Here is a 25,857-nt window from a genome sequence, read left to right as displayed (position 1 = left end):
ATTATATTATGATCTCAGTAATAATAGTATCAGCAGTGGTCGTAAAAACGATGCTGCTGTTCTTTTCTTTTACCCCATACAGAGATGAATACATGCCTGGCTGACAACTAGGCTGCAAAATGGCGCCACTGCTATCTTCCGACCTGGTATTCAATTTTTCCGGTGTACAGGTGTGCCACAACTGCCGCATAGACAGGTGGCCAGGTTTATGTTGGATATGGTCTTTTATTATCCACTCCGCCGCATTCTTCTTCTTCCGCACCTGGCGGATATGAACAATGTCGGCGCCCACTTGTTGAAAGGCACTGATAGCGCCTTCCCAGATATATTCATCCGGCGTTTCGTATAACCTTGCCCGTGAGCACTGCGTCCAGTTATACCAGATAAAACGGGGGCCTTTCAGCATCTGGTCGTAATGACCCAGCATCACGGTGTTGTGGGAAGCGGTACCCATGAAATAACGCAGGGTGGTTTCATCGGTATTATACTTATAGCTACCTGCATCCATCAGCAGGTTTTCACCTTTATGCCAGATATCGAGGTGCAGGTTATCTGCCTGGGAGGGCCTGTCTTTATGATTGCCACAACGGAGGAAAGTCAGCGTTTCCTTCTCTCTGCAAACAAAATATCCGCCCTCCGGGAATGAATACAGTACTTTATCTTTCTCCAATACGGTGTCATTGCCAGCCGCCGGCCGCAATCCATACCAGTAAAGGTCTTCGTTGGTTTCCGGGAATCCGGCGCCCATTTGCAACAACACTGCCAGCGCCTCTAATTGCGGCCGGTAATCGCGGTAATGCTGGTCGTTGAGGCGGAAGAATAAGGCGCCGTCGTTAGCGCCATAGTTCGGCAGCCAACCGTTGCTATCATTCATGCATACCCGCAGGAAACGCAATGATTTAACTGCTTTCTCCTTCACCTGCCGCGCAAACGATTCGCCGTTGAGCTCCGATAACCGTAATGCCCAGGTAAACAGCTGGATCACCACCCGGTGGTAGTTCATGGAAAACTGCAAAAAGGTGCCATCGTCGTATACCTGGTAAGCAATTTCTTCTTCAAACCATTTCTTACCCAGCTCTTTCCAGGCAGCAGCGCCTGGCAGGGACGGGAACAGGAGTCCGCCGAGATATAATGCCAGCGTTTCCGTGATGGCATGATTATTACGTACGGCGATACGGGAAAAATTGATATTATGAAATACATGGTGCAGCTGCCAGTAAATAGCATACTGTACCTGGTCAAAAATTTCTGCTGTCAGCGCCGGTGAATGCCGGTAAAAGTACAGGGCAAACGTCCAGTTGAGCACCCGCAGGCTGATCTCCTGGCTGCATTTGTAGTGTGGCCCGCTGTTTACCTTGTTAGCGCTGATCCAGGAAAGGATGTCATTAAACACCAGTGCGGCATTATCCTTTTCAAAGTGATGGTCATAGCGGATAATGTCATACAGGTAGGCAAAACGTGCTTTCTCCCATACAAATTTAATATCGCCTGCCTCCAGTGAATAGTCGTTTACTTCGGTCCAGTGCTGTTCTCCATTATATAAAAATCCTGAATCCGGATTTTTCATCCAGGAAAAGTCTTTGCCGAGCGATAAAGAAGCGCCATTGAAGAAGGTGAGTTTTCCTTCTTTGAGCTGTTTAAACCGCGCGGCCAGCGCAGGCGTAGGCTTGCGCGCGGCAGTTACTTCTTCGCGGCTTTGGAAGAAAAACACTACTGATTGTTGCTTCCACTCATCCAATGACAAGTAACGTTGAAACGCAGGCGCCTGTGGAAAACGCTTTTTAAGGCGTCCCGTCCTGCGGTTCAACTCATGAACAGAACGGAATGCCACATACCGCCAACCCATGTTCCGCACTACTTTCAGTCCATTTATTACTGTATTCAAGCTACTCATACTACTGCTGTCTCCTGCTGTTTTACAGCAAATATTTTTGTCAGGTGTTCTACAATTCTTTCTGATGTTTTGCCATCCCATAGCGCGGGGACAGCTCCTTTTTTCCACTGCCCGGCAAATAATTTCTGCATAGCGGGCGCCAATGCTTTGGGATCGGTGCCCAGTAATTCGTTGGTGCCGGTAATACATGTTTCGGGACGTTCGGTAGAATCCCGCAGTGTCATGCAGGGTACTCCCATGACGGTAGTTTCTTCAGTAATGCCACCGGAGTCGGTGATCACCGCTTTTGCATTTTCTACCAGGTAGTTGAATTCCAGGTAACCCAGTGGCTCTACCAGGTGTAGACGGGGATGCGCCACTGCTATTTTTTCCAGGTTCTTGGCCGTACGCGGGTGTACCGGGAAAATGACCGGCAATTGCTGGCTATTGTTCATAATTTCATTGATCAGCAAGGACAGGTTATCTTCTTCATCTACGTTCGCGGGGCGATGAAGCGTCATTACCAGGTATTGCTGGGGTTGCAGGCCGGCTTTTTCCCATATGGGTGGCGGCGTAAAACGACTCCGTTGTTTCAGGAGCGTATCAATCATAGTATTGCCTACAAAGAGAATCTGTTCAGCAGTTTTTCCTTCCTTTTGCAGGTTGGTATTGGCAATTACAGAGGTGGTAAAGAAATAGTCGGTGATGGCATCGGTTACCAGGCGGTTAATTTCTTCCGGCATGGTAATATCACCGGAGCGGATGCCTGCTTCTACGTGTGCTACCTTGATCTTCATTTTCTTGGCTACAATGGCGCAGGCCAATGTAGAAGTCACATCTCCCACCACCAGCAACAAATCGCAGGGATGCGCCGTCAGTTCCTTTTCAAAGCGGACCATAATATTGGCTGTTTGTTCCGCCTGTGTACCACCGCCTGATTCCAGGTTAGCATCTGGCTCGGGTATTCCCAGCTGTTCAAAAAATGATTGGCTCATGTTTTTGTCGTAATGCTGGCCGGTATGCACCAGTCTGTAACTGATATTGTATCCCTCCCGGCGTTTTTCCTGGACGGCGGCAATGATAGGAGCTATTTTCATGAAATTAGGGCGCGCTCCCGCGATGATGGTTAACTTCATATCGATATGGTTTTTAAATATGATTAATGGTGTTTCGGCTATGGCTATTGCTACATGGTTCTTCACATATATACTACAGACGAATCTATACTACTGCTATGGATCTCTCTTCCGCTTTCTCCGTGCGGGTTTTCGCGGCAGCGCCTATAGGCTCTACAGCTACCCACCTCCCTTGCTTCAGGCTATCAATTGCGGCGAAGCTGGCCAGGGTGGTATTGATGATTTCATCAAAAGGAATGAGTGCCGCGCCGCCATTTTTGATACGCTCTGTCAGCAGGCCGAATTGGGCCTTATGCCCTTTATCAATGCTGGTTTTCAATTTGGTGAACCCTTTAAACCCGTATCCTTCGGTGACCCGGTAATTATCGATGACCGCTGTCCGTTCCTGTGAATACACTTCTATCCTTTCCTTTGCGTATGTTTTGGATCCATTGGAGAAATAGTTGATTACGCCGGTGGAACCGTTTTCATATTGCAGTAAAATGGAGGCGTTGTCTGTATTTTCTGCCGGGTTGGTGCCCATGGCATTCATGCAAACGGCCTTCACCTTGCTACCGGTCAGATAGGTGATCAGGTCTATAAAGTGGCAGGCTTCTCCGATGATACGGCCGCCGCCTACTTTCATGTCGTGCACCCAAACGTTGGCCGGGATAGCGCCCGCATTCATCGTGGCGATGATATTCATGGGCGTGTTGCCTACCAGTTGTTTTACTTTTTGCACATGCGGCGAAAAACGGCGGTTAAATCCTACGGTGAGTGTTACAGATCCGTTGTACGCCGCCACAATTCTTTCCAGTTCTTCCCGGTTGAGTGCCAGCGGCTTTTCAACGAACACGTGTTTACCAGCTTGCAGGGCTTTTGTTACCATACCTGCGTGCGCGTTATGACGGGTGGTGATTAGCACGGCGTCAGTATCTGCATCCTGCAGCAGTTCCTGGTAATCGGTGGTGCTGTAGGCGATCTTATGCTTTTTGGCCAGGGCAGTACCGGTAACGCCGCCGGCGCTGGCTATGTATTTAATATTGGCGCCTACCTTTTCCAGGGCTGGCAGCATGGTCATCTTGGTAAAATTACCCGCACCCACGATGCCAAAAACGCCTTTGGAGCCTTTGAAGGAAGCGCCCGGAATCACCTGTACTACCCGCTCCGCCGTGGCCTGTTCCGGGTATACCAGGATGGAGGCAATAGCATTGCTATGCCCTATGTCTCCGTATATTTTCTGGTATTCTGCCAATGGCACCCGCTCGGTGATCAAAGAAGCTACATCCAGCTTCCCGGCACTGATGGCCTGGAGTATGGCTTCGAAATTTCTTTTTTCCGTCCATCTCACAAAAGGCAATGGATAATCCTGGCCACGTTGCTCATAATTTTCGTCATAACGGCCAGGCCCATACGAACAGGATACCTGGAAGGTGAGCTCTTTTTCATAAAACTCTGCCCGGCTGATGTTGAGTCCGATTACGCCTACCAGCACAATCCTACCACGCTTGCGGCTCATCTGGGCAGCCTGGGAAATGATATCATCTGTTTTGGCGGAGGCGGTGATAATAACACCGTCGGAGCCAATGCCACCAGTGAGGTCCATCACGGCTTTTACCACGTCTGTTCCTTCCCGGGGATTAATACCGATAATACCTTTTTCACGCGCCAGTGCTATTTTCTTTGCATCGAGATCTACGCCTATGACCCGGCAGCCATTGGCTGCCAGCAAGCCTGCGGTCATTAAACCGATCAGGCCGAGGCCGATTACCACCACTGTTTCACCGAGGGTAGGATTGCACAACCGGATACCCTGCAGCCCGATAGAACCAATCACGGTAAACGCCGCTTCTTCATCCGATACGTTATCGGGAACGGCTGCCACCAGGTTTTGTGGTACGCATACAAATTCCGCATGCTGCCCGTTGGAGGCCACGCGGTCGCCTATTTTAAAGTCACGTACGTCTTCTCCTACGGCAATTACCTTTCCCACATTACAATATCCTAAAGGAAGTGGTTGTCCCAGTTTATTAAATACAGCTTCCAGGGTAGGCATTAAACCTTCCGTTTTCACTTTATCCAATACCTGCTTTACCTTGTCAGGCTGCTGACGCGCTTTCTGGATCAGGTTGGCTTTCCCGAACTCCACGAGCATACGCTCTGTTCCCAGCGACACCAGGCTACGGGTAGTTTGGATCAGTACACAACCCCGGCTGATACCCGGCGCTGGCACATCCTCCAATATGGTTTCTCCTGTTTTGAAAGACTGGATCAATTGTTTCATTGCTTCAATAGTTTATTAGTTTGTTATTTCAGCATGGTTCACCAACAGGTTTACCTTTCCTGAAACGGTTTTAATAGGACGATCAATTAACTTAAACTCAAATCGTATATCTACATTACTGCTATCAAATAATTTTTCCGGGTGTTGTAATTCGGAGATACTGTCAGACAGTACATACAGAATCGTCGCCTCTCCCGGCTGCCGTTGAGCAATCTGGAGATGCGAGCACATATCGAACAACCGGTGATGACGCCCAAAAATGAGCCCTGTCAAAGGAATCCTTTTGTTTTTTGCATCCAGCACAAACTCGCCGGCCCTTCCCCCTGCGATGGAAAATGACTGCAATACCCCATGGGTTGACTTTGCATCGTTGATTTCATCGTAGGTATCATACCTGATTAAGGGAGAAGCCATATTATAGAACCCTGTACCTACCAGGTTTTGTGTACCGTTGCCGGCGTTATTATCTAACGCCTCGGTATATCCGTAGGTCTGAAAAGGCGTATATACAAACTTCTCCGTTTCGTAGGCCAATACGCATCTTTCTGTATGCCCGTACCAGGAAATAGTAGGTATGCCAAATACCTTCTCCAGTGTATCCCTGAATAAGGGCATCGGGTATTCCGAGCTCAGGAAAGCCCCTTTCAGGTTCTTTTTCAGGAGCCCGATCAATTCATGGTCATGATCCCGGCAGTACAAACTGAATTCATACAGCGCACTGGGGTAACCATGCAGGTATTCAATCCGCTGCCTTTTCAGAATTTTCTTCAGCTCTGCCGCGCACAATTTCAGGTCTTCATAAATATTTACCCCGTAGCTATGACGCAAGGCATCATATTCCACGCAGTTTTTCTTAAACTCACTTCTGCCCGCAAAGGTCAATTTCAGGCTGCTTGGTTTATATCCCAGCCGTTCCCAGATATGATGCATATGCGCCCATTCGTTGGCAATCATTTTCGAGGATACATAAAACGAAAGCGGGTTACCGGAAGATCCACCGGTATTAGCGATGTACTTATCTTTTATGTCGGCCGTTCTTTCTTCCACAGCATATCGCTTCAGTATCTCTTTATTGATCACGGGTACCCGTTGTATATCGTCAAAAGATTGTACTTCCTTCGGAGAAAATCCTTTTTGATCGTAGTAGGATTTATAAAACGGTACCTGCTCATAAGCATAGTTTAATATGTTACGAAAGCGCTGAAATATAAATGCCCGCTTTCCTTCTATATCCAGGGCCTCATAGCTCTCAATATCCGACCGCCTGCGCTGGTACACACTTCCCACGCCGGGTCTGCTTTCAAAGGGGATCAGCGACAAAGCCTTCCCGATCAAAGGACTATTTATATTCAGATTCTTTTTAACAAAAACGATTAAACTCATACAGCTAATTGATTACTTCCTGGTACAGCTCCAATAATTCGGCGGCTGCATTCTTTAAATGAACTCCTGGTATATTATTATCTCCTTTTTTAAGTTGACGGATCGCCTGTTCTATGGCTTGTTCGTTGAGCGGTACCAGCTGCACGCCGGCAGGGCGGTTTACCACATCTGTTGCCAGCACCTGTTTCTTCAGGTACAGTGCTTCTTTCACCGACAAAGAATCACCATCCGTGGTGGTGATCCGTAAAAACACATCCGACATTTTCAGCACTTCGAAAAAACTATGCGGCTGGTCAATGAGTATGATATTATCCGACAGGTGTTCTCCTGTTTCGGCAAAATATCTTTTATAGCTGCCCGACGGGTCGGAAATGATCAGACACGCTTCCGGCCATGTGTTGAATATTTTTACCAGCAACGATACCTGGTAGATTTCCCGTCCCTGCTTATCCCTCGAAACGCTGGATGCATTGGTAGCGCAAACCAGGCGGGCGTGTTGTTGCAATACCACCTCCTTTACAGCTGCCGGCAGCGCTTCCTCCTTCCCTGGCGGTATAAATGCCGGGATAAACCGGGTACGTTTATTCATCCTGCTGCCCAGCTCCATGCTCCTCTGGTTCAGTACAATTGGCTGATAAGCCAGGCGGAACGACCAGTTGTCGGCCAGGTTTTTCATGGCATTATATTGTCCCACATTTCCATGGTAAGTAAATACCACTTTCTTGCCCAGCAAGGTACTGACTGTTACCAGTGCGCATCTCAACAGGGGATTGGACACATGAAAATGAACAAACCGGTGCTGCCAGATACTTTTCAAGGTGTCGGCAGGTTTGGTTCTCCTGATATCTGAAAACGTATAATCGTAACCGTTACCATCCAGGAACTGCCGCAGCCGCTTGATGTGCATCGTGATTCCGCCAATGGGAGGCGGCATGGTAGCCAATATCAATAGTGCCGGTTTTCTCATCTTTTATTCATCTTAATTTCCCAGTGTTTTAATCATTTTCTTCCTGGCATCCTCTGCTGCCTGGGCCTGGCCTTCGTTGGCCAGCACATTGCGGCACAAGTCCATCGCCGCCTGCTGCCCCGCTTTCCGGGCGTAGGCCGATAACAGCATATAATCTTCCACACCTGCCTTAAAAGCTTCCCATCTCCTGCTGGATAATACCTTATTGCCGTCATCGTAGATCACCGCAAAATCGGCCGACTTACCATCAAAATCATCCCATACGGAGGTGGCATTAGCTTCATGCCCTACATCGGCATATTGCCAGAAGCCGATCCCGGTAATACCCGAGGCATATGCCTTCCAGGCCATTAACCGGTAATAGCCGTAGGGAGACAGCGACTTGGTAGGTTTCTTAATATCGTATAGCCAGTTTTTACCACGGGGTGCATAGTTTTGCTGCTTCTCCCGTAGGATATTAGGGCTGCAAAACAGCTGGCAGATATCCAGGTTGTTGCCTATCGACTTTAAAGTACCGGCATTGGAAATAGTGGCAAAAATGCGGGCGTCTTTCCGGGCAGATTTAATCCAGTCGGCAAACTGCTGGAAAGTATTGAGCTGCGCGGGTTTCACTTCATCAAACGGGTACAGGTATACGTTATCTGCGGATATACCGGCACTCATAATAGCTTTCATCAACGCATCGTACCAGGTAAGGAAAGATTGCTTCCAGGCATCAGATAGGAAGCCGGACTTCGCATTCACAGAGAAATCGAGGTAAAGTAATACCTTATCAAATCCTTTTATGTATTGGAGGTAAGCCTGTAATTTCTGGTTGCTGGCAACCGGCACATTGGGCAGCAATATGCCTGGCGGAATCACGAAGGTATTTACATAGTGATTCAGCAAATCCTGCCTTGCGCTAGCTTCGCGGCCCTGGAGCAGTGGATCGCTAAAATAGGCCCATACGTTTACGTCGGGGCGAAGGTTCATATAGCCCGATAAAGAGGCATTGCCCACACTAACCGGCAGCTCGCTGCTGGCTGTATGGCGCGGGTCTTTTATGCTCAGTGTTACCTTGCCATTCCCCGCGCTTCTAGCCTGGGTTTTCATTAAGATAAGGCGGTTTTCCTTCGGCGCGAGTTCAACGGAGGCGCCGCTTTGCAGTTCCATCAGGGCATCGGGGATCACTTTAAAATCGCGGCTTTTCACCGGTTTGGCCCAATACACGTTTACGCCCAGATCTGCGGCGCTGCTGGTGTATGACAACGTAACGGTGGCGCTTTGGCTGCCAGGGTTGGAGATCAGCCATCCGCTGTAGGACGACAGTCCCTTAAACGTTTCTATTGGAACAGGGCTATTTACCGCCTGCAGGTCCGGCGAAAACGGCGACGCCAGCGGTACCAGGGTAACACCCGACTGACCGGAAGTGGTAGCCGACATCACCGACAGTGGCGCGCTTTTGGCTACCGCTGCACTGCTCGCCTCATTTGAAAAGCGCTTGCCGATAGCTGCATCCCGGCAGGTCTTAATAAAACCCGGCAGGTCGTTATCGCTTACAGTTTTATAGGCGCCGGCTTTCCCGGCATTATCTTTACCGGCTATTATTTGTATTTCGTCTGTAAAAAAGTAGCTGCCATTCGGAATAGCCAGTACTCTCACATACTTGCCGCTGGCCTGAAGTCCCTTCAAAGACAGCGGGATAATTTTATAATACTCATCTTTGGCGCCAGATTGCTCCGTCATATCGCCCAGGAACTGCCACTGCTGCTGATCGTTACTGATAAATACCAGCACGCTGAGTGGCATACTCACTTCTGCTTTCTGCCCCGTTACAGTATTCAGGTTAACGCGGGATACCTGTACCGGTTTATCAAAAGAGAAGTCGATGGTCACCTGCTTCACATTCTGCCAACCCAGTGCCGCGGGATCCTTCCAAAAGGAAAGTACGCTGGCGTATCGGCCATCTGTCAGCATTTCTTTCTGGCTCTTGTCTTTCGTCAATGTATAGTTCGGCGCCGGCGTAACAGCAATCGCCGCCTTGTCTGCAATATTTTGGGAAAACGTGTCTGCACAGGAAGTCATCAGGCAACCCGCGATGATGATACACATCTTCGCGTATCGGGTTCCGCCGGAGCATATTATGTTAAGAATTTTGCGCATCATCGTTCTTTATTTTATTAAGGCGTAAGCAAAAATCAGGGTGAAATAAAACAACAATCCCCGGGCAACGAGTTGCTTTCGTCTTGCTTTAGCCAGTGATAAAATGCCCCCCGAAAAAATGACAAAGACAACGGGGTATACCGACATAATTCTTCGTGTATCTGCATTTGCGCTGGCACCCAGGATCAAGAGGATGGCAATCGCAAATAAAATATTCAATTCTTTAAACTGGAATAACGGGTTCCTCGGCTTTACCAGGCTGGTGTAAATAATCACTACCCACACCACAAACCAGAATACCGCGGCAACAGACCAGGGTATGAAAAAGAGATTTTCTTCCCAAACCGAATAGAACGGGAAGGGAAGCGTTTGAGAAAACAGGCCCACCGCAATATGTCTCACCCCAAAAGGCAGGCGAAGCAACATGCTGCCAAAGGAGCCCAGCCCCGCGCTGGAGGAGGAGAAATCACGATAGCTGTCGCTCGTATTCTGTATCGTATTGAGCCCTTCCTGCAGCACCGCAATCTGTGTGAGTGCCGGTAATGCCAGCATAATCAGGATGGGAATCTTAAATTTATTGGCCGTTACATTATTCTTATCTGTTACCAGCAAATAAATATAGGCGAACAGAAAAGACACAGAAAAATAACCGTGTTCAGGCCGGAAGAAAAAGATCACAACGGTAAGCAAAAGGCCGTAAAAGATGCCTGCAAACCCTTTCCGGAAAACGATCAACAGGAAATAAAGCCCGAAGAACAAGCCTATGTGCACATCCCGCAGGTAAATGGCAGAATAAAAGAAGTTATAGGAAAGGAAGCCGTATATAACGGTCATCCGCACACTGTATTCGTCCGTGATATAATTGGCCAGCAGGTTATAGAGGATAACCAGTATGGCGCTGGAACAGGCCACAATCTGTAACTTCTGTAGCAGTAAGGAGTTGATGTCTATACCTTTTGCAATGAAGGCTACCACAGTAGAAAAATAGGCAAATCCTTTCCAGTCGTTCGCAAAGAAGTCGTTACGATAGTAAGTTCCGATTTCGCCGATGCTGCCCGCACCTGATACTTTGTCGACGTACGTATAGAAGGTTACCGAATCCTTTGCATAGAAGATATCCTTGAATGGGTCCTGTACAAAGAGCTGGTTGGTAATCATCATATAAGTACCGTACACCAGGAAAAAAGACAGGAAGATCGTATAGGATGATTGTCGTTTTACTGCGTCTTTAGCCATCAGGTGAATGCAGCCCATTCCAAACAGCACCAACAATACGTTAAACAGGAAAGTAGCCAGGCTAACAGATACGATGCCGGCTATTCCTGCAAAAACGAAGTTCAGCAGGCATAAAATATTAATATGGGCGCTTCGGTTCCTTATCATCCGATCAAAAATTTATTATCCGCTCCGCCATGCGCATATTTGAAAATTCGGCGGTCGCTCTTTTCAGGGCGTTGGTTTGTAAACGTTCTCTCAGCGGCTTATTTTGTAATACGTTGATCACCTTGTCGGCAATCGCTTCTCTCGACAATGGATCTACCAGGTACCCGGTTACATCGTCTACCACCGCTTCATTGGTGCCTCCCCGGTTGCCTGCAATAGCTGCTTTACCGCAAGCCGCGGCCTCCAGGTATACCAATCCGAATGACTCATAATACTGGCTGGGCAAAATAAACAGGTCGCAAACAGCGAGGTAGGTAGACAATATATCCCTGGACACGCCACCTGCGAAAACCACATGGTTTTGCAATCCACGTGCAGCCACCATCTGCTGCAGTTGCGGCAAATGATCACCATTGCCTACAATCACAAAAAGTAAATCTGGCACCGACTGCAATATTTTATCCAGGCTTTCCAGCACCACTTCCTGTCCTTTTTCTTTTACGATCCTGGACGCGCTGAGCAGTACGGGTCTTTCTTTATCAATACCCAGCTGGGCTTTCAGCACCGTTACTTCTGCCGTTGTTCTGGGTTGGAAGATATCAGTGTCAATACCGTGCCTGATTAAGTGCAATTGGTTTTTCAGCGGTGTTTGCTGCCATATGCTGAGCTCTGCCTCACTCACCACAATGATCTTCTTTTGTTGCAGGAAAAAATTCAGCATTCTTTTCTGCATGCCAAACAATCTCAGTGCCAGGGAAGGCTTTTCGAAGAAACTATTTTTCTCGTTGCCGTGAAGAATAGAAACCGACCGTCCCAGGATACCTTTTAGCGAAGACTGAAACAGGGCTCCCATCTTCTTTGAGCGGCCATCGCTAAAGATGATGGTATCGAATGATGCCTGTTTCAGTATCTCCTTAAATTTTAGGTAAAGCAGGTAAAAGTGAATAATTTTTCTGGCGGGTATCGTATAACAAGCCACCTGGTATTTTTTCCCAAAATCGGCCAGGAACTGCCGGTTATTGGGGGTGCTGTAGGTCAGCAGGCTCACCTTATGCCCATTTTTCACCAGCCCTATTGCCAGGTCGTGCGCATATACGCCCGCCCCACCAATGATGGGTGGAAATTCATAAGATATGATTAATACATTTTTCATCATCTGCATTCATTCAAAATATAACCTTCTACGCCTTTACCTGGTGAAACCACACCCGGATTGCCCATTACCAGCGAGCCGGCAGGCACATCCATGGTTACATAAGCACCAGGCGCAATCAGTGCTTCATCTCCTATCGTAATATTTCCCACAATCACTGCATTGGAACCTATCCATACTCTATTGCCTATTGTAGGTACTCCTTTTAGCCGCCCCCTGCTCACCTGCCCGATAATCACCCCTGGTGAAATATTTACATTATCACCAATGCTGGCATTTCCGTTGATCACCACCGTACCAAAATGCCCGATATAAAAACCTTTTCCTATGCGGGTAGTGTGTGGTATCTGGAATCCATACTTATAAGCATAATGCCGGAGAAACAGGCGCCACCAAAGCCGCAGCAACCCTTTACTGCCAGCACATAACCGGAAAAAAAACATATACCGGAATCCCTCTATCAGGAAAAATCCTTTCAGTAAATCTTTTCCACCGGTTCTTCCATGATATCGGTACAAATCTGACTTTATCAGCTTCCAGGCGCTCATGCTATCCTATAGTTTAATATTATCAATCATCAGGTCGTTGAATGTGCCCCGGATCTTCTTGCTATATTCAATTGTTTGCGTGCCGGAAGAAATATACTCCTCGTTAAAGGATTTCAGTTTCTGTGAAATCAGGTAGGCCTTTACCTTGCACTGGTGTTTCATGGCCAGTATCAGGGCGTGCATTCTCCCGGAATACACGTCTGATGCTGACTTATATAGCTGTTTCAAATCCTCGATAGAGGCCAGTTTAGCGACGGGAATTTCTACATTGTATTTACTGCGTATATAATCCCGGAAGGCAATGGTTTCTGCCGCGTCAGTAATGGTGGTATAAAACAGTTCCACCGTTAGCCCCTGGCGCAGGTAGTTATTTATTTCCGCATACCACTCTTCGTAATAGGCTTCGCTCGACTTTGCCAGTTTGTTATACTTAGAAAAAACTTCTTTGTAGTTGGTAATACCGATCAGTGCTTTCCGGTTGGGATTTGCTTCCTCCATCCTGTTTTTGCCGCTGTAGAAGGCAATATCCGGTGTCACGATGGCTTTATGACCAAATTGTTCCTGCAGGCGTACTTTGGAAAACTGATCCCGCACCCATATCAGGTCTACCTGGGATAAGGCTTTGGCAAACAGGCTTTTTTCTTTGGCATTGAACGTTGTGCCAACGCCAACCCCGATAATATAGATCTTAGCCTGGCTGAACTTTTTAATCAGATATGTCCACCAGTATAAAGCAATAGAAAACCTGCTGGGATAGTCTTTACCAGATGACTCTATCAACTGTCCACCTCCTATAACGATCACATCATATGCCCCTTCTGATAATTTCTTCCGGATAGCGTTATAGTTGATGCCGATCCAATAGTAGAAAGCCAATTTCAATCTTACTTTACTGCTGAGCGACATAGGCGCTATTACATTGCCGGTAGCCGCGGCGCCCAGGTAATCATATTCGGGCAATCGCGCCAACCGCGGATTAGTAAAATAGGCGAACTCCGTACTAAAGTCACTATCCCGCAATAAGCTGGTCATACTTTCCCTGATAGCCTGGTCGCCCAGGTTATTAGAAAATCCCTCATTAATTATCAGTGCCTTCTTCATTACCTTCTCCTTATAAGTTTTTCAATTAATAATCGCTGGTCTTTATTCAATGTTACAAACCAGGCGAAGGGTATGCTTGCCAGTCCAATCAGTGCACATGATACACACATCGCCGCCCAGGAACCGGGTACCAGGAAATGCCTGCAACCCCACGACATGAGCAATACCCATAGAAATAATGCCATTCCCCGGCCTATGCTGGGATAATAAAACCAAAAACGTTGTTCTAATATCTTAGCAGCATAAGTAGGGGAAAAGATCAGGTTCTTTAAAGTAAGCAGGATAGCGGATGCTATGGCTACACTGTAAATACCCAAATCAAAATATTTGATGATCAATATGCCAAGTACCAGGTTAAGCCCTCCACAAAAAAAAGAGGTGAGTCCTGGTATTTTTACTTTGTTGTATACCGCATTGATCGATAGTATCGGCAGCACCGACAGGTTAAATATCAAATGGCCTGTCAGCAGGATCATCAACGGGTAAAAATGAACAAACCGCTCACCAATCCAAAGTTTCAGTATCACATCCGAATAGGCTACAATAATGCCGATAGGAATTGCGAGCACTACTCCCATGGCCACCACAGAATACCTCGAGAATTTCAGCAGGTTATTAAAATCCTTCTCTGCGTAATACTTGTATACCACCGGCGTAAAGATGGCCACAAACACCCCCGCGAAAGAGCGCAACAGGGTATGCCATTGCGCTACTGTACTGAATTCCCCGGTAGCTGTAGGTCCATAATAATGATTCAGTAAGATGATATCAATATTAATAAAGAGCAATGTACCGATCTGGTTAATGACCAACCAAAAGCTCATAGATCCTACGTACTTCACGATCTGTTTATCAAAGCTGGAAGCCCGCAGTTTCAGGAACGGGAACTTCCGGATAATCCAGATCAAAGCGGCCACAAATGATACCAGCGATGCCAGGAAAAAGGCTATCCCTATCAGGCTTAGCTGGGCTGAAGCATTGAGTAATAAATATACCAGCGCCGTTCTGACCACTATTTCCAGGATGGCAATAATGCGTTGAATGTATATTTTATTCGATGCAAAAGCCGGTACCAGGAATAACCCGCGGATAAAGGTGAGTACGAAGGAGGTAATGATAGCGACAAACACCCACCTCATTTCGTTCACGGTATGTCCGTGATAGCTCACCAGGCTGTCTATTTTATACAGGAACCAACCGATCAACGGTAAGATGGCAACAATCAACAGCAAAGCTGAGATAATAGAGGATGAATAGATAGCGTTGGAAGACGCATGATCATCCTTTCTCATTGCCAGCGTAAAGTTCCTGCCTACCGATGCGTCGATAGCAATCGTTATAATAGACAGGTATGAACTGAAAGAAGTAGCCAACGCTATAATACCATAGCCATCTACACCAATCTTAGCTATATAGAACGGTACAACTACCAGTCCTAATAGAATATTTAAAACCAAAGCTAAAAAGTTAGTCCCCAGGTTCAGCGACATCTCATAGCTCACTCCTTTCATTGACATCAACTATCAATTTACAATTTACTTATACCTATATGTTGGTTACCGGTTCTACAGCCTGGCATCCACCAGGCTTCTGTCTACACAAGATTTGGTATCAAAAATGACCCCGTTGTTACGCCTGTATTTCAGGTAATCAAAGGTTAAAAACTCTTTATGGGCAACCGCCACAACAATGGCATCATATACCGCTGCTTTATCTATAGCATTTAATATTTTTACGCCGTATTCTTCTTCTACCTCTGCCGGATCAGCCCAGGGATCATAGATATCTACATTCAGCCCAAACTGCTGCAGTTCGTGGTAGATGTCTACGACGCGGGTATTACGTACATCCGGGCAATTTTCCTTGAAGGTAATGCCCATAATAAGCGCCCTGGATCCTTTGATCTTATGATCTTTATCGATCATCAGTTTCACTACTTTATTGGCTACAAAGTGGCCGATATGATCATTTACCCGGCGGCCGGAAAGGATTACCTGCGGATGGTAGCCTACCGATTCTGCTTTATGTGCGAGGTAATAAGGATCTACGCCAATGCAATGACCGCCTACCAATCCTGGCTTATACTTTAGAAAATTCCATTTGGTACCGGCAGCATCAATAACATCATTGGTATCGATACCTATTTTATCGAAGATCAGCGCCAGTTCATTCACAAATGAAATGTTTACATCGCGCTGTGCATTTTCAATCGCTTTGGAAGCTTCGGCCACTTTCAGGCTGGGCGCCTTGTGGGTACCTGCTTCAATGATAGAACCATACAGGGCATCTACTTTATCGGCAATTTCCGGGGTAGAGCCGCTGGTTACTTTCCGGATCTTTGTGAGGGTATTTATTTTGTCGCCCGGATTAATCCTTTCCGGGGAATAGCCTACAAAAAAATCGGTGTTGTATTTCAGTCCCGATACTTTTTCCAGTACCGGTACGCAATCTTCTTCTGTGCAACCGGGGTATACGGTTGACTCATAAATAACCAGGTCTCCTTTTTTAAGTATACCTCCCAACATTTCGGAGGCTTTGATCAGCGGCCCCAGGTCTGGCGCCTTAAACTCATCTATCGGTGTAGGCACGGTAACGATAAAGGTGTTGTATTTTTTCAGCTCAGCAATGCTGGAAGAAAAAGAGAGCCCGATATCAGATTTCTTATCGGCTTTGAGGGCCATTACCGCAGTCAGGTCTTCCATATTGGCTTCCCTGGTACGATCGCTGCCTGCAGCCAATTCCTGAACTCTTTCCTTGTTGATATCAAATCCTAATACATCGTATTTTTTGCCAAATTCTATTGCTAACGGCAAACCAACATAGCCAAGGCCAATAACGGCCAGGTGGATATTCTCAACGCTGTTGTTAATCTTCACCATAAAATATTTATTCCTCTTTTATTTTTTTAGGTCTTGTGATACTGTTTTATTTACTTTCCATCCAGCACCGCTTTCTTTTTCCGTCTTCCGAGGATGCCCTTGCGTTGGCTTTCTTCTCCATATCCGTAGCCGTAGCCATATCCATAACCATATCCGTAGGCACTGTTATTTTTCACGTCGTTGATCACGATGTTGAGCCTTGGCAGCTTACGCTGCAGGTAAAGATCTTTGGAGATCTGCAGCTGTTGCTTGAAAGTAAAGCCATGACGTACCAGGTACAGTGTGGCATCTGCATAGCGGCCCAGGATCTGCGCGTCGGTAACCAGTCCTATCGGAGCGGAGTCGATGATGATATAATCGAAGCGTTCGTTCAGTTCTTTAAACAACTCTTCCGTTCTGGCCTGCAGGAACAATTCGGTAGGATTGGGCGGAATAGGCCCGGAACTGATTATCCAACAGTTATCGTGAATACCCGATGGTTTGATCAGCGCATCGATAGAAGTTTTGCCGATGGCGTAGGTGCTAAAGCCCTCATGGTTAGGCAATCCCAGTCGTTCTGCAATCCGGGGCTTGCGTAAATCCATTTCCATCAGCACTACTTTTTTACCCGAAATGGCCAACACGGCTGCCAGGTTGGTAGATACGAAAGATTTCCCCTCCCCTCCCATACTGGAGGTAACAATCACTGATTTATTACTGATATCAGACAACACAAACTGGAGGTTGGTCCTTAATGCGCGGAATTGTTCTGCTACCGGCGAACGGGAATCCGTTTTGGTAATAATCATATTGTTAGGGCTGTGACCAATTTCTGCCAATACAGGAACAGGCGTATTGCTGATCACATCCTGTTTATTCTTCACTCTCCTGCTCAGGAGTTCCTTCATGTAGAGATAGGCCGCAGGCAGCGCTAAGCCAAGCACCACTCCTACCAGGAGCATGAGGAGGCGTTTGGGCTTATAAGGCAGCGGATCGCTTTTGGCATCGTCGATAATGCGGGCGATGGCGAGGTTAGATGTTTTGGAAATCGCTGACTCCTCTCTCTTTTTCAGGAGAAAGAGGTACAGTTCCTGTTTGATAGACTGTTGGCGGGAGATATCCAGGAATATTCTTTCCTTGGCCGGCACCTGACGGATCTTTTGATCGAGGGCGCCAGCATTCTTTTGTTGCTCGGCGATGCCTACCTCAATTCCTTTCTTCAGGGAAGCCAGGTTGCTCAGCAGGTCTGCCCGGATACCGGCCAACTGCTGATCCATTGTCACAATTACCGGGTTGGTAGGCGTGCTGGACATCAGTTGCCGCTCCCTGTCCAGCTGCAGGGTATTGTACCGCTGTACCAGTCCAACGAAGGTAGGGTCTTGCACAATCAGGGAAGAGGGCACTACCCTTTTACTATTTTCCGTATCGCGCATATATTCTTCCAGCGATTCTACTACGTTCAGCTGTACCTGTTGATCGAGCAGTTGTTTGCGGGCATCGCCGGTACCTTGTACCAGTAATTTCGACTGGGCTTCGATATCGGCCAGTTCATTGGCTTGTTTAAACTGTTGGATATTTTTTTCCACGCCCGACAGCTCCTGGGTAACGATCACCAGGCGGTTATCGATAAAGGCGATAGTACTGTCGGCAATACGGTTTTTATCTTCCACGCTGGCTTTCAGGTAAGTTGTCAGCAGTTCATTCAGCACTTTCTCTCCTTTTTCAGGGACCCTGGCATTGAGGGTCAGGTCGATGGTGCTTACCTGTTTATTCGGAATACGTACATCCAGCAGGAGCTGATAGTTCGCCGTCGTTTCATCTACAGATGCTACTTTCACAGTATATGCATATCTTGTAAAGGGTATCCCGGTAAGCACAAACTTGGCGACGCCCTCACGGAGATGAAGGGTATCATTCCAGGAGGCGGTACGGGTGCCTTTTTCGCCAGACAGTTCAAACTTGTCTTTTCCTATCGGCGATACCACATAGGAGGTTTTCATAATGGTATCTTTGAGGGAAAGCCATTGCAGTGCAAAAGGGAGGTTACCGTATTGTTCGGTTTCCTTTACCCTTCCTTCTACAAAGTAGGAAGTATTTAGTTGCAGGTTGTTGACCACTTTCTGCATGAGTGTACGTGATGTCAATATCTCTACTTCATTGTCGACACTGCTCTTATTAGAAAACACTTCCAGTTGCTGGAGTATTTCCTGGCCGGGGATGTCACCACCTTTCTGGTCATCTTTCACCAATACTTTGGCGCTGATCTTATAGCCTGGGGTGGCATAGCGGAGATACAGCCATGCGGCGCCTACTCCAATGATCACAAAGATGACAAACAGGTACCAATGCCGCATAAGGGTATCGAGTATATAACGGGGACTGATACCATTGTCTTTCTCTGGCTCCCTGGCCTCGTGCCCATTTAAATGGGCGCCCTGATTTTTAAAGATGTGCTCTGGCATGTTTTCCATTTAAAAATTTAAAATTTGACTCTCGACACCACTACGATCAACAGTGATAGAACAGATGCCATGATAGAAATGCGCTTTACCTGCGCCAAGTCTGTGCTGGATACTTTGGCCTTATTGGGCTCTACATATATTACATCTCCCTGTCTCAGGAAAAAGTAAGGAGAGGAAAAGATATTGCTCTGGTTCAGGTTCATCCTGATAAATTCTTTCTTGCCGTTGTTATCCCTGATCAGCAGCACATTTTCTCTTTTTCCGTAGATGGTCAGATCGCCTGCGGCGCCCAGTGCATCCAGTAAGGTTACCTTCTCATTGGGCATCACGTAGGTAGATGGCCTGTTTACCTCTCCTAATACCGTTATTTTAAAATTGGCAAAGCGTACGTTCACTACCGGGTCTTTATAATAGGTAGCGGCTACCGCTTTGATATTTTCTCTTACGCTGTCGGTGGTTTTACCCTGTACCATTATTTTCCCTATCAGGGGCAATACGATATACCCGTCTTTATCTACCAGGTAACCACTTATAGCAGCGGGTGCAGCTGCAGAAGAAGTAGTATTGCCACTTACCGGTATGGGGGCGCTGGCTTGATTCAGCATTGCCGTAGCGGTAGGGTCCAATGTCTGGATGGTCACCTGTAAGATATCATCCACCTGGATCAGGGGCGTTGAATAAGCCGCCTGTTGAATTTCATGTTGCCTGACAGTGTCCGGTACGTCCTTGAAATAAGTTATATTTTTAGGCGCTGAACAGGAGCTGACCAATAAAGTGATGACTCCTGATAATAAAACAATAATTCCTTTGAAATCTCTGATAGATCGCTCACACATATTATAAATACTCTAGTTGCTGGTTTAGTAATGAATAAGGGGGCGTGATTAGATAATCATTTTTCCCTTATCAAGTTCTTCGTAGGCAGAGTTTTTACTGATAAACTCTGGTACCAGCTGCTTCATCCTGGCCACTGTTGGCGTGAGATAATGCTTCCTGGCAGATTCTATCAATTGGTTCACCTGCTCGTTCACTTCTGTAAAATCAGATGCTCTTACTTTGGCGATCATAATTTTTTCGTGGTATGTAGGCAATGTATTTTCTGCATTATTCAGCAGCTCTTCATAGAGCTTCTCTCCCGGGCGCAGGCCGGTATAAATGATCTGGACGTCTCTTCCGGGTTCTTTACCGGTCATCCGTATCATTTTACGGGCCAGCTCTGCAATCTTCATGGGTTGGCCCATGTCAAAAACGAATATCTCTCCCCCTTGTCCCATAGAACCTGCTTCCAGTACCAGCTGGCAGGCTTCAGGGATGGTCATGAAATAGCGGGTGATTTCCGGGTGCGTAACGGTTAAAGGGCCGCCTTTTTCCAACTGTTGTTTAAACCGGGGAATTACTGAACCATTTGAGCCCAGTACGTTTCCGAAGCGGGTGGTGATAAAACGGGTAGGAGGTGCGCCGTAAATAGGGCCCATCTTCTGGTATTTTTCACTGAGATAGTTACTGAAAGATTGCGTGAAGATTTCCGCGATGCGTTTGGAGGCGCCCATCACGTTGGTGGGATTTACCGCCTTGTCGGTGGATACCATTACAAATTTTTCCACCCCATAATCGACCGACAATTCCGCTACGATCTTCGTCCCGAGCACATTGTTCATCACCGCAATAGATGGGTTTTTCTCCATCATCGGAACATGTTTGTATGCAGCAGCATGGTACACCACGGCAGGCGCATAGATATCGAACAGCTGCTGCATCCTGATCCGGTCGCATACATTACCAATATATGGAATCACCTGTATGCCACCTGATTTCTCTGCAATTTCCAGCTCCAGTTCATGCAGGGGTGATTCGGCTTTATCGCATAGGACAATAACGGATGGTTTATAATTCAACAGCTGCCGTACTATTTCGCTGCCTATAGAGCCTGCAGCGCCGGTTACCAATATGCTCTTCCCTTTGAGGTCTTTATTCAGCTGTTCATTCTTAATGTTGATAACAGACCTTTCGAGCAGGTCTTCAATATTAATGTCTTTCAGCTCTATGCTGTTGCTGGCACCTTCTGTCCACTGGCTCACGGGAATAATTTTTTGCACCCGGATGTTTAATGCCATGCACTCTTCTACCAGTTCATTCAGGTGAGCTGGATCCAGGTGATCGTTAGGAATAAGCAGTAAGGAGATGTTTCCTTCCTTTACCATTTTAAAGAGTTGCCCCTTCCGGGAAGCATATACCGGAAGCCCTTCTATGGATTTGCCGGCATGTGAGTTGGTATCTGCCAGGAATGCGGTGATCCGGATATCGGCCGCCGGGTCATCACTGATGGCTTTACGCAACATCATACTGGAATGCCCGGTATAATAAATAGCTGCGCGGGTACGGTTGCGCCGCAGAATTTTTTTATAATACCGGAATATCCATTTTGCCAGTAGCCGGTAAGACAATAACAGGAAGGAACTAACAAAGAAATTAATCAGGATAACGGATATAGGGAAGACATTCATTTCCGCATCCGGTAAGCGGCTGTAACCTATCGTAAACAATATCAGGCAACTGGTAATATTCAGTCCGGCAATACGGCCAATATCCGCCAGGCTCGTATATCTTACAATGCCGCGATAAGTCCGCAACAAGAGCGACAAGCACAGGTTTACACCCAACACAATCGCGGCGGTTTTTACCGTTGCATATGCCATTAAAGCCTCAAGATCAAAATTAAGCCGGAGGAGGAATGCGATATTAATTGCGATAACGGAACACCCGAGGTCTAACAAAAGAATTAGCCATGACGGGGTAATCCACGATGAACTACGCACCATAGGTTCAATAATAAGATATGGTTATTAAATATAAATATGCTCGGCTGACTAACTACATTCGCGCAGGTTTTTCAAGGTTTTCATAAGGGCGCTTTCAGTTAATGTCAGAACGAAAATAAATGATTATAAACTATCGGTTTTCAAAGTTATCACAAAGTAACTACTAAATTTGATAACTTCTGTTATCAAAAAGTAAAGTGTGAAAAAAAATTTTCAACAGCTCTATCTTTTGATAAAACGACAGTGCATAAGGAATCCGAACCGGCTTTGACAAGCGATTATGACAACACCGTATCGGAAGGATTATTCGTTCAAACGCTACCTGTACGCACAATACAGAAATAACCCTGACGTATACACGAATACAGATCAGATCAGCAACATCTGCTATTCATATGACCTATAACTACAGAAATTTTACCTGATTTGCTACCCTGGTGACGGAGTAGCTGCTGCTTATTTGATAATTTGCTTCTCTTTGACAGCTCTAAAGTGTTTGCTAAGTGATGATACATGGTCTTTCAATTTTCTGGTTAACGCAGTTACTAAAAAATATGGCTATACGATATGGTCAAAAAAATCTGCGTCAATGACTACTTTACAATGCCCGCACAAGGAACAAACACCATACCAACTTTGACAATTTATTTATTTTTATGATCTAAAGTTAACGAACTATTTAAACAAATAATGCTGTCTTTAAAAATTTACTAAAATATTTATATTATACATCTATCAGGACACCTGACTAACAGCACGGCCCCACCGTTTAACCGGTGAGGCCGTTCTATACCTGCTAACGCAGCAGTATATACGTAATTTATATGATCATGCACCTAACGGGTAGCACCTACGTAATTTATCCGATGACAAATACCACCAGGCTTTTAGCCCCGTGTGCTCCCAGCACAAGGGATTGTTCTATATCAGCGGTTTTGGAAGGTCCGGCAATAAAGACGCCGAAACCGGACTGAGGGGCTCCAATCTGTTCGTAGGCCTCGTGCATAGTAGGCAATAACCGTTCACGTGGTAATACAATAGCCAAGTGCTGACAAATAAAGGGCAATACCCGCGCATGTATATCCTGTTCGGTAACCCAGATGGCGCCATTTTCTGCCACTCCCCATTGTCCCGGCACAATCGCCATATCCACATCCTCCAGGAGATGAGGATCTTCGTTGGCCCACACCCGTTGTATATCGCTGGCAGTGATTACCCGCTGTAAACCAGGGTACTGTTGCGCCAGTATAGCGGGTATTTCGCTTTCGGCTTTTATTTCGAACAGCACACCGCCTAATCCTTCCAGCACTTTACGGTAAGCCTCCAGTGTACCGGGCATATCACCGGATAAACCGGTCAGCGAAGGAAGAGCGGACGCTTCCGGCTGATGTTGTTTTATGGCGGCTAATATTTTTTCCCTGCTGCTCATGTTGACTTTTTATTTTTCTTATACCATTCAGAAAATGATTGTGCCGGCGGCGCTGGCATTTCCCGTTGTTTATACCAGGGATTCATCCGGTTGTTCACCATCCCTGGAAATGCACGCATTACCCAGCGGCCCATTTTACCAGCAGTTTTATAGACTCCGGGAGCCGATAATACACCCGTCATCACTTTCATGCCAGCGGTCTTAGCCGGGCTGGTATAGCCTTCTTTTACCAATACCTGCCGCCACTTGTACAACTGTTGGTGAATATCTATTTTCACAGGGCATACATTGGAACAGGATCCGCAGAGCGTTGACGCAAAAGGCAGGTCGGCATAATCCTTCATATCCAGGTTAGGCGCCAGGATAGCGCCAATAGGACCCGCTACGGCATTGTGATAGCTATGTCCTCCACTACGCCGGTATACGGGGCAGGTATTCATGCAGGCGCCGCAACGGATACATTTAAGTGAATTGCGGAAGTCTTCCCGTCCCAATTGCCGGGAACGGCCATTATCTACCAGCACAATATGCAGCTCCTGCCCTTCGCGGGGCTTCCGGAAATGACTGGAGTAGGTGGTAATGGGTTGCCCGGTGGCGCTGCGTGCCAGGAGGCGCAGGAAAACACCCAGGTGCTTACGCTGCGGGATTATTTTTTCTATGCCCATACAGGCGATATGTACATTAGCCAGGTGTGCTCCCATGTCGGCATTACCTTCATTGGTGCATACCACCATCTCTCCTGTTTCGGCTACGGCGAAATTTACACCAGTAATAGCGGCATCGGCCTGGAGAAACTCTTTGCGGAGATGCAGGCGGGCGGCCGCTGTGAGGAATTGCGGATCGGCATTGCCGGCGGGAGTACCCAGGTGTTCATGAAACAACTCGCCGATTTCTTCTTTCTTTTTATGAATACAGGGTAATACGATATGGCTGGGCGGCTCTTTGGCCAACTGCACAATCCTTTCGCCCAGGTCTGTATCAATCACTTCAATACCGTTGGCTTCCAGGTGCGGATTCAGGTGGCATTCCTCTGTGAGCATGGATTTACTCTTCACCATACGCTTCACCCCATGCTTTTGGAGGATGTCCGTCACGATACGGTTATGTTCTGCCGCATCCGCCGCCCAGTGTACAATGGCGCCGTTCTGCTGAGCCTGTTGTTCAAACTGCAGCAGGTAATCATGCAGGTTGCCCAGCGCATTGAGCTTGATACGGGAAGCAGTATCTCTCAACTGCTCCCATTCCGGGATGGTCCATGCCATGCGATCGCGCTTGGCGCGCACCCACCACAGGGTCTGGTCATGCCAGTTTACCCGGGGTTCGTTCTCATTGAACTTGTCGGCCAGTGTGGCGTGATCAGCTGTTTGCCTGTTCATCTGTGTATTGATTGAGTATTTCAGCAATATGCATCACTTTCACGCCGGCCTGCTGCCGGCGTAAAATACCTTCCATGTGCATGAGACAACTAACATCCGTTCCGGTAATGACTTCTGCGCCATGTTTAACGTGGTCGGCTACACGGTCTTTTCCCATTTTTACTGACACAGCTTCTTCGGCTACGCAAAAAGTACCGCCAAAGCCGCAGCATTCATCTGTTCTGTCCAGCGGTACCAGCTCTACTCCTGCTACCATACGCAGTAACTGCTCCGGTTTGGAGAAAGGCGCGGCCACCAGCTCGCTCATCTGCGCCAGGCCAAGGCCACGCTGTCCATGGCAGCTCTGGTGCAGTCCTACTTTACAGGGAAACCTGGCCGGCAACGAGGTTACCTTCAGCACATCGGTCAGGAATTCGGTGAGTTCGTATATGCGTTGGCGTATTTTCTCTGCCTGCGGTTCCGCCACCGGATCATGCAGGTGATCCTTGATATGGAGCACACAGCTGCCCGAAGGGCCTACAATATAATCGTAGTCAGCAAAGTTTTTGATGAACAGGCTATTGCACTGGTGCGTCAGGTGCTCATATCCTGAATTAGCCATGGGTTGCCCGCAGCAGGTTTGCCCCTGCGGGAAGTCCACTTCACATCCCAGTTTCTGTAACAGCTGCAGGGTGGCAATACCTACCTGCGGGTAGAACTGGTCAATATAACATGGTATAAATAATCCTACTTTCACGGGTAAAGTAATTTAAATGATCATTGCTGACCCTGCAAATTTAGCGGGCAACGTAATAGTAATCCTACCTCTTTTTTACCGGTTACTGACTTATTTTTCACTGGTACAAAATAAAGAACCGGATTGGTGTTGCCAACCCGGTCCATCCTGCTGTAGAGCGGAAGGCCTAAAGCAGAAAGCAAAAAGCTATTGTAGCGAGTAACAACCTGGGCGAATATTACCCTCATC

18 protein-coding genes are annotated in these 25,857 nt (G+C 47.1%); all 18 read right to left on the bottom strand.

Annotated elements, in window-relative coordinates; all coding sequences use genetic code 11:
- Nucleotide 1: 1 nt before the first annotated feature.
- Nucleotides 2-1,894, bottom strand: a complete 1,893-nt coding sequence (locus tag HGH90_RS09830) for an alginate lyase family protein (RefSeq protein ID WP_168764163.1) — start codon at nt 1,892-1,894, stop codon at nt 2-4.
- A complete protein-coding gene (gene wecB / locus HGH90_RS09825; protein ID WP_168764164.1) occupies nt 1,891-3,009 on the bottom strand; it encodes a non-hydrolyzing UDP-N-acetylglucosamine 2-epimerase in 1,119 nt (372 codons plus the stop codon). The genes HGH90_RS09830 and wecB overlap by 4 nt, the downstream gene beginning before the upstream one ends.
- An 85-nt stretch (nt 3,010-3,094) precedes the next feature.
- The gene (locus HGH90_RS09820) at nt 3,095-5,272 is read right to left on the bottom strand and encodes a bi-domain-containing oxidoreductase (RefSeq protein ID WP_168764165.1); all 2,178 of its coding nucleotides are present in this window, start codon (nt 5,270-5,272) and stop codon (nt 3,095-3,097) included.
- 15 nt (nt 5,273-5,287) lie between these two features.
- Nucleotides 5,288-6,655, bottom strand: a complete 1,368-nt coding sequence (locus HGH90_RS09815; protein WP_169190977.1) for a hypothetical protein — start codon at nt 6,653-6,655, stop codon at nt 5,288-5,290.
- Between the two features lie 4 nt (nt 6,656-6,659).
- The gene (locus HGH90_RS09810; RefSeq protein ID WP_168764167.1) at nt 6,660-7,622 is read right to left on the bottom strand and encodes a glycosyltransferase family 4 protein; all 963 of its coding nucleotides are present in this window, start codon (nt 7,620-7,622) and stop codon (nt 6,660-6,662) included.
- A 12-nt stretch (nt 7,623-7,634) separates the two neighbouring features.
- Nucleotides 7,635-9,767 carry a glycoside hydrolase domain-containing protein gene (locus HGH90_RS09805; protein ID WP_169190976.1) on the bottom strand — a complete coding sequence of 711 codons (2,133 nt, stop codon included), beginning with the start codon at nt 9,765-9,767 and terminating at the stop codon, nt 7,635-7,637.
- 6 nt (nt 9,768-9,773) lie between these two features.
- Nucleotides 9,774-11,147: a hypothetical protein gene (locus HGH90_RS09800; RefSeq protein ID WP_168764169.1), complete on the bottom strand. Its 1,374-nt coding sequence runs from the start codon at nt 11,145-11,147 to the stop codon at nt 9,774-9,776.
- A gap of 4 nt (nt 11,148-11,151) precedes the next feature.
- Nucleotides 11,152-12,309 (bottom strand): glycosyltransferase family 4 protein, encoded by a 1,158-nt coding sequence (locus HGH90_RS09795; RefSeq protein ID WP_168764170.1) that lies wholly within the window; start codon nt 12,307-12,309, stop codon nt 11,152-11,154.
- On the bottom strand, nt 12,300-12,848 hold the full coding sequence (locus tag HGH90_RS09790; RefSeq protein WP_168764171.1) for a serine O-acetyltransferase: 549 nt from the start codon (nt 12,846-12,848) through the stop codon (nt 12,300-12,302). The genes HGH90_RS09795 and HGH90_RS09790 overlap by 10 nt, the downstream gene beginning before the upstream one ends.
- 6 nt (nt 12,849-12,854) lie before the next feature.
- Entirely contained in the window at nt 12,855-13,949 is a 1,095-nt protein-coding gene (locus HGH90_RS09785) for a polysaccharide pyruvyl transferase family protein (RefSeq protein WP_168764172.1), read from the bottom strand.
- Nucleotides 13,949-15,466 (bottom strand): oligosaccharide flippase family protein, encoded by a 1,518-nt coding sequence (locus tag HGH90_RS09780; RefSeq protein WP_168764173.1) that lies wholly within the window; start codon nt 15,464-15,466, stop codon nt 13,949-13,951. The genes HGH90_RS09785 and HGH90_RS09780 overlap by 1 nt, the downstream gene beginning before the upstream one ends.
- A gap of 48 nt (nt 15,467-15,514) precedes the next feature.
- Nucleotides 15,515-16,828 (bottom strand): nucleotide sugar dehydrogenase, encoded by a 1,314-nt coding sequence (locus HGH90_RS09775; RefSeq protein ID WP_168764174.1) that lies wholly within the window; start codon nt 16,826-16,828, stop codon nt 15,515-15,517.
- Between the two features lie 50 nt (nt 16,829-16,878).
- On the bottom strand, nt 16,879-19,269 hold the full coding sequence (locus HGH90_RS09770; RefSeq protein ID WP_169190975.1) for a GumC family protein: 2,391 nt from the start codon (nt 19,267-19,269) through the stop codon (nt 16,879-16,881).
- A 17-nt stretch (nt 19,270-19,286) separates the two neighbouring features.
- The gene (locus HGH90_RS09765; protein WP_168764176.1) at nt 19,287-20,105 is read right to left on the bottom strand and encodes a polysaccharide biosynthesis/export family protein; all 819 of its coding nucleotides are present in this window, start codon (nt 20,103-20,105) and stop codon (nt 19,287-19,289) included.
- A gap of 48 nt (nt 20,106-20,153) precedes the next feature.
- Nucleotides 20,154-21,965, bottom strand: a complete 1,812-nt coding sequence (locus HGH90_RS09760) for a polysaccharide biosynthesis protein (RefSeq protein WP_248276990.1) — start codon at nt 21,963-21,965, stop codon at nt 20,154-20,156.
- A 982-nt stretch (nt 21,966-22,947) separates the two neighbouring features.
- Nucleotides 22,948-23,517 carry a lactate utilization protein C gene (locus HGH90_RS09755; RefSeq protein ID WP_169190974.1) on the bottom strand — a complete coding sequence of 190 codons (570 nt, stop codon included), beginning with the start codon at nt 23,515-23,517 and terminating at the stop codon, nt 22,948-22,950.
- Nucleotides 23,514-24,893 (bottom strand): lactate utilization protein B, encoded by a 1,380-nt coding sequence (locus HGH90_RS09750; RefSeq protein WP_168764178.1) that lies wholly within the window; start codon nt 24,891-24,893, stop codon nt 23,514-23,516. The genes HGH90_RS09755 and HGH90_RS09750 overlap by 4 nt, the downstream gene beginning before the upstream one ends.
- Nucleotides 24,874-25,629 carry a (Fe-S)-binding protein gene (locus HGH90_RS32095; protein ID WP_169190973.1) on the bottom strand — a complete coding sequence of 252 codons (756 nt, stop codon included), beginning with the start codon at nt 25,627-25,629 and terminating at the stop codon, nt 24,874-24,876. Before HGH90_RS32095 ends, HGH90_RS09750 begins: the two co-directional genes overlap by 20 nt.
- Between the last annotated feature and the right edge of the window lie 228 nt (nt 25,630-25,857).

This window comes from Chitinophaga sp. Ak27, assembly GCF_012726295.1.
Classification (GTDB): Bacteria; Bacteroidota; Bacteroidia; order Chitinophagales; family Chitinophagaceae; genus Chitinophaga.
The sequence above is the reverse complement of the archived record's forward strand: the minus strand, read 5'-3'. Positions and strand labels throughout refer to the sequence as shown.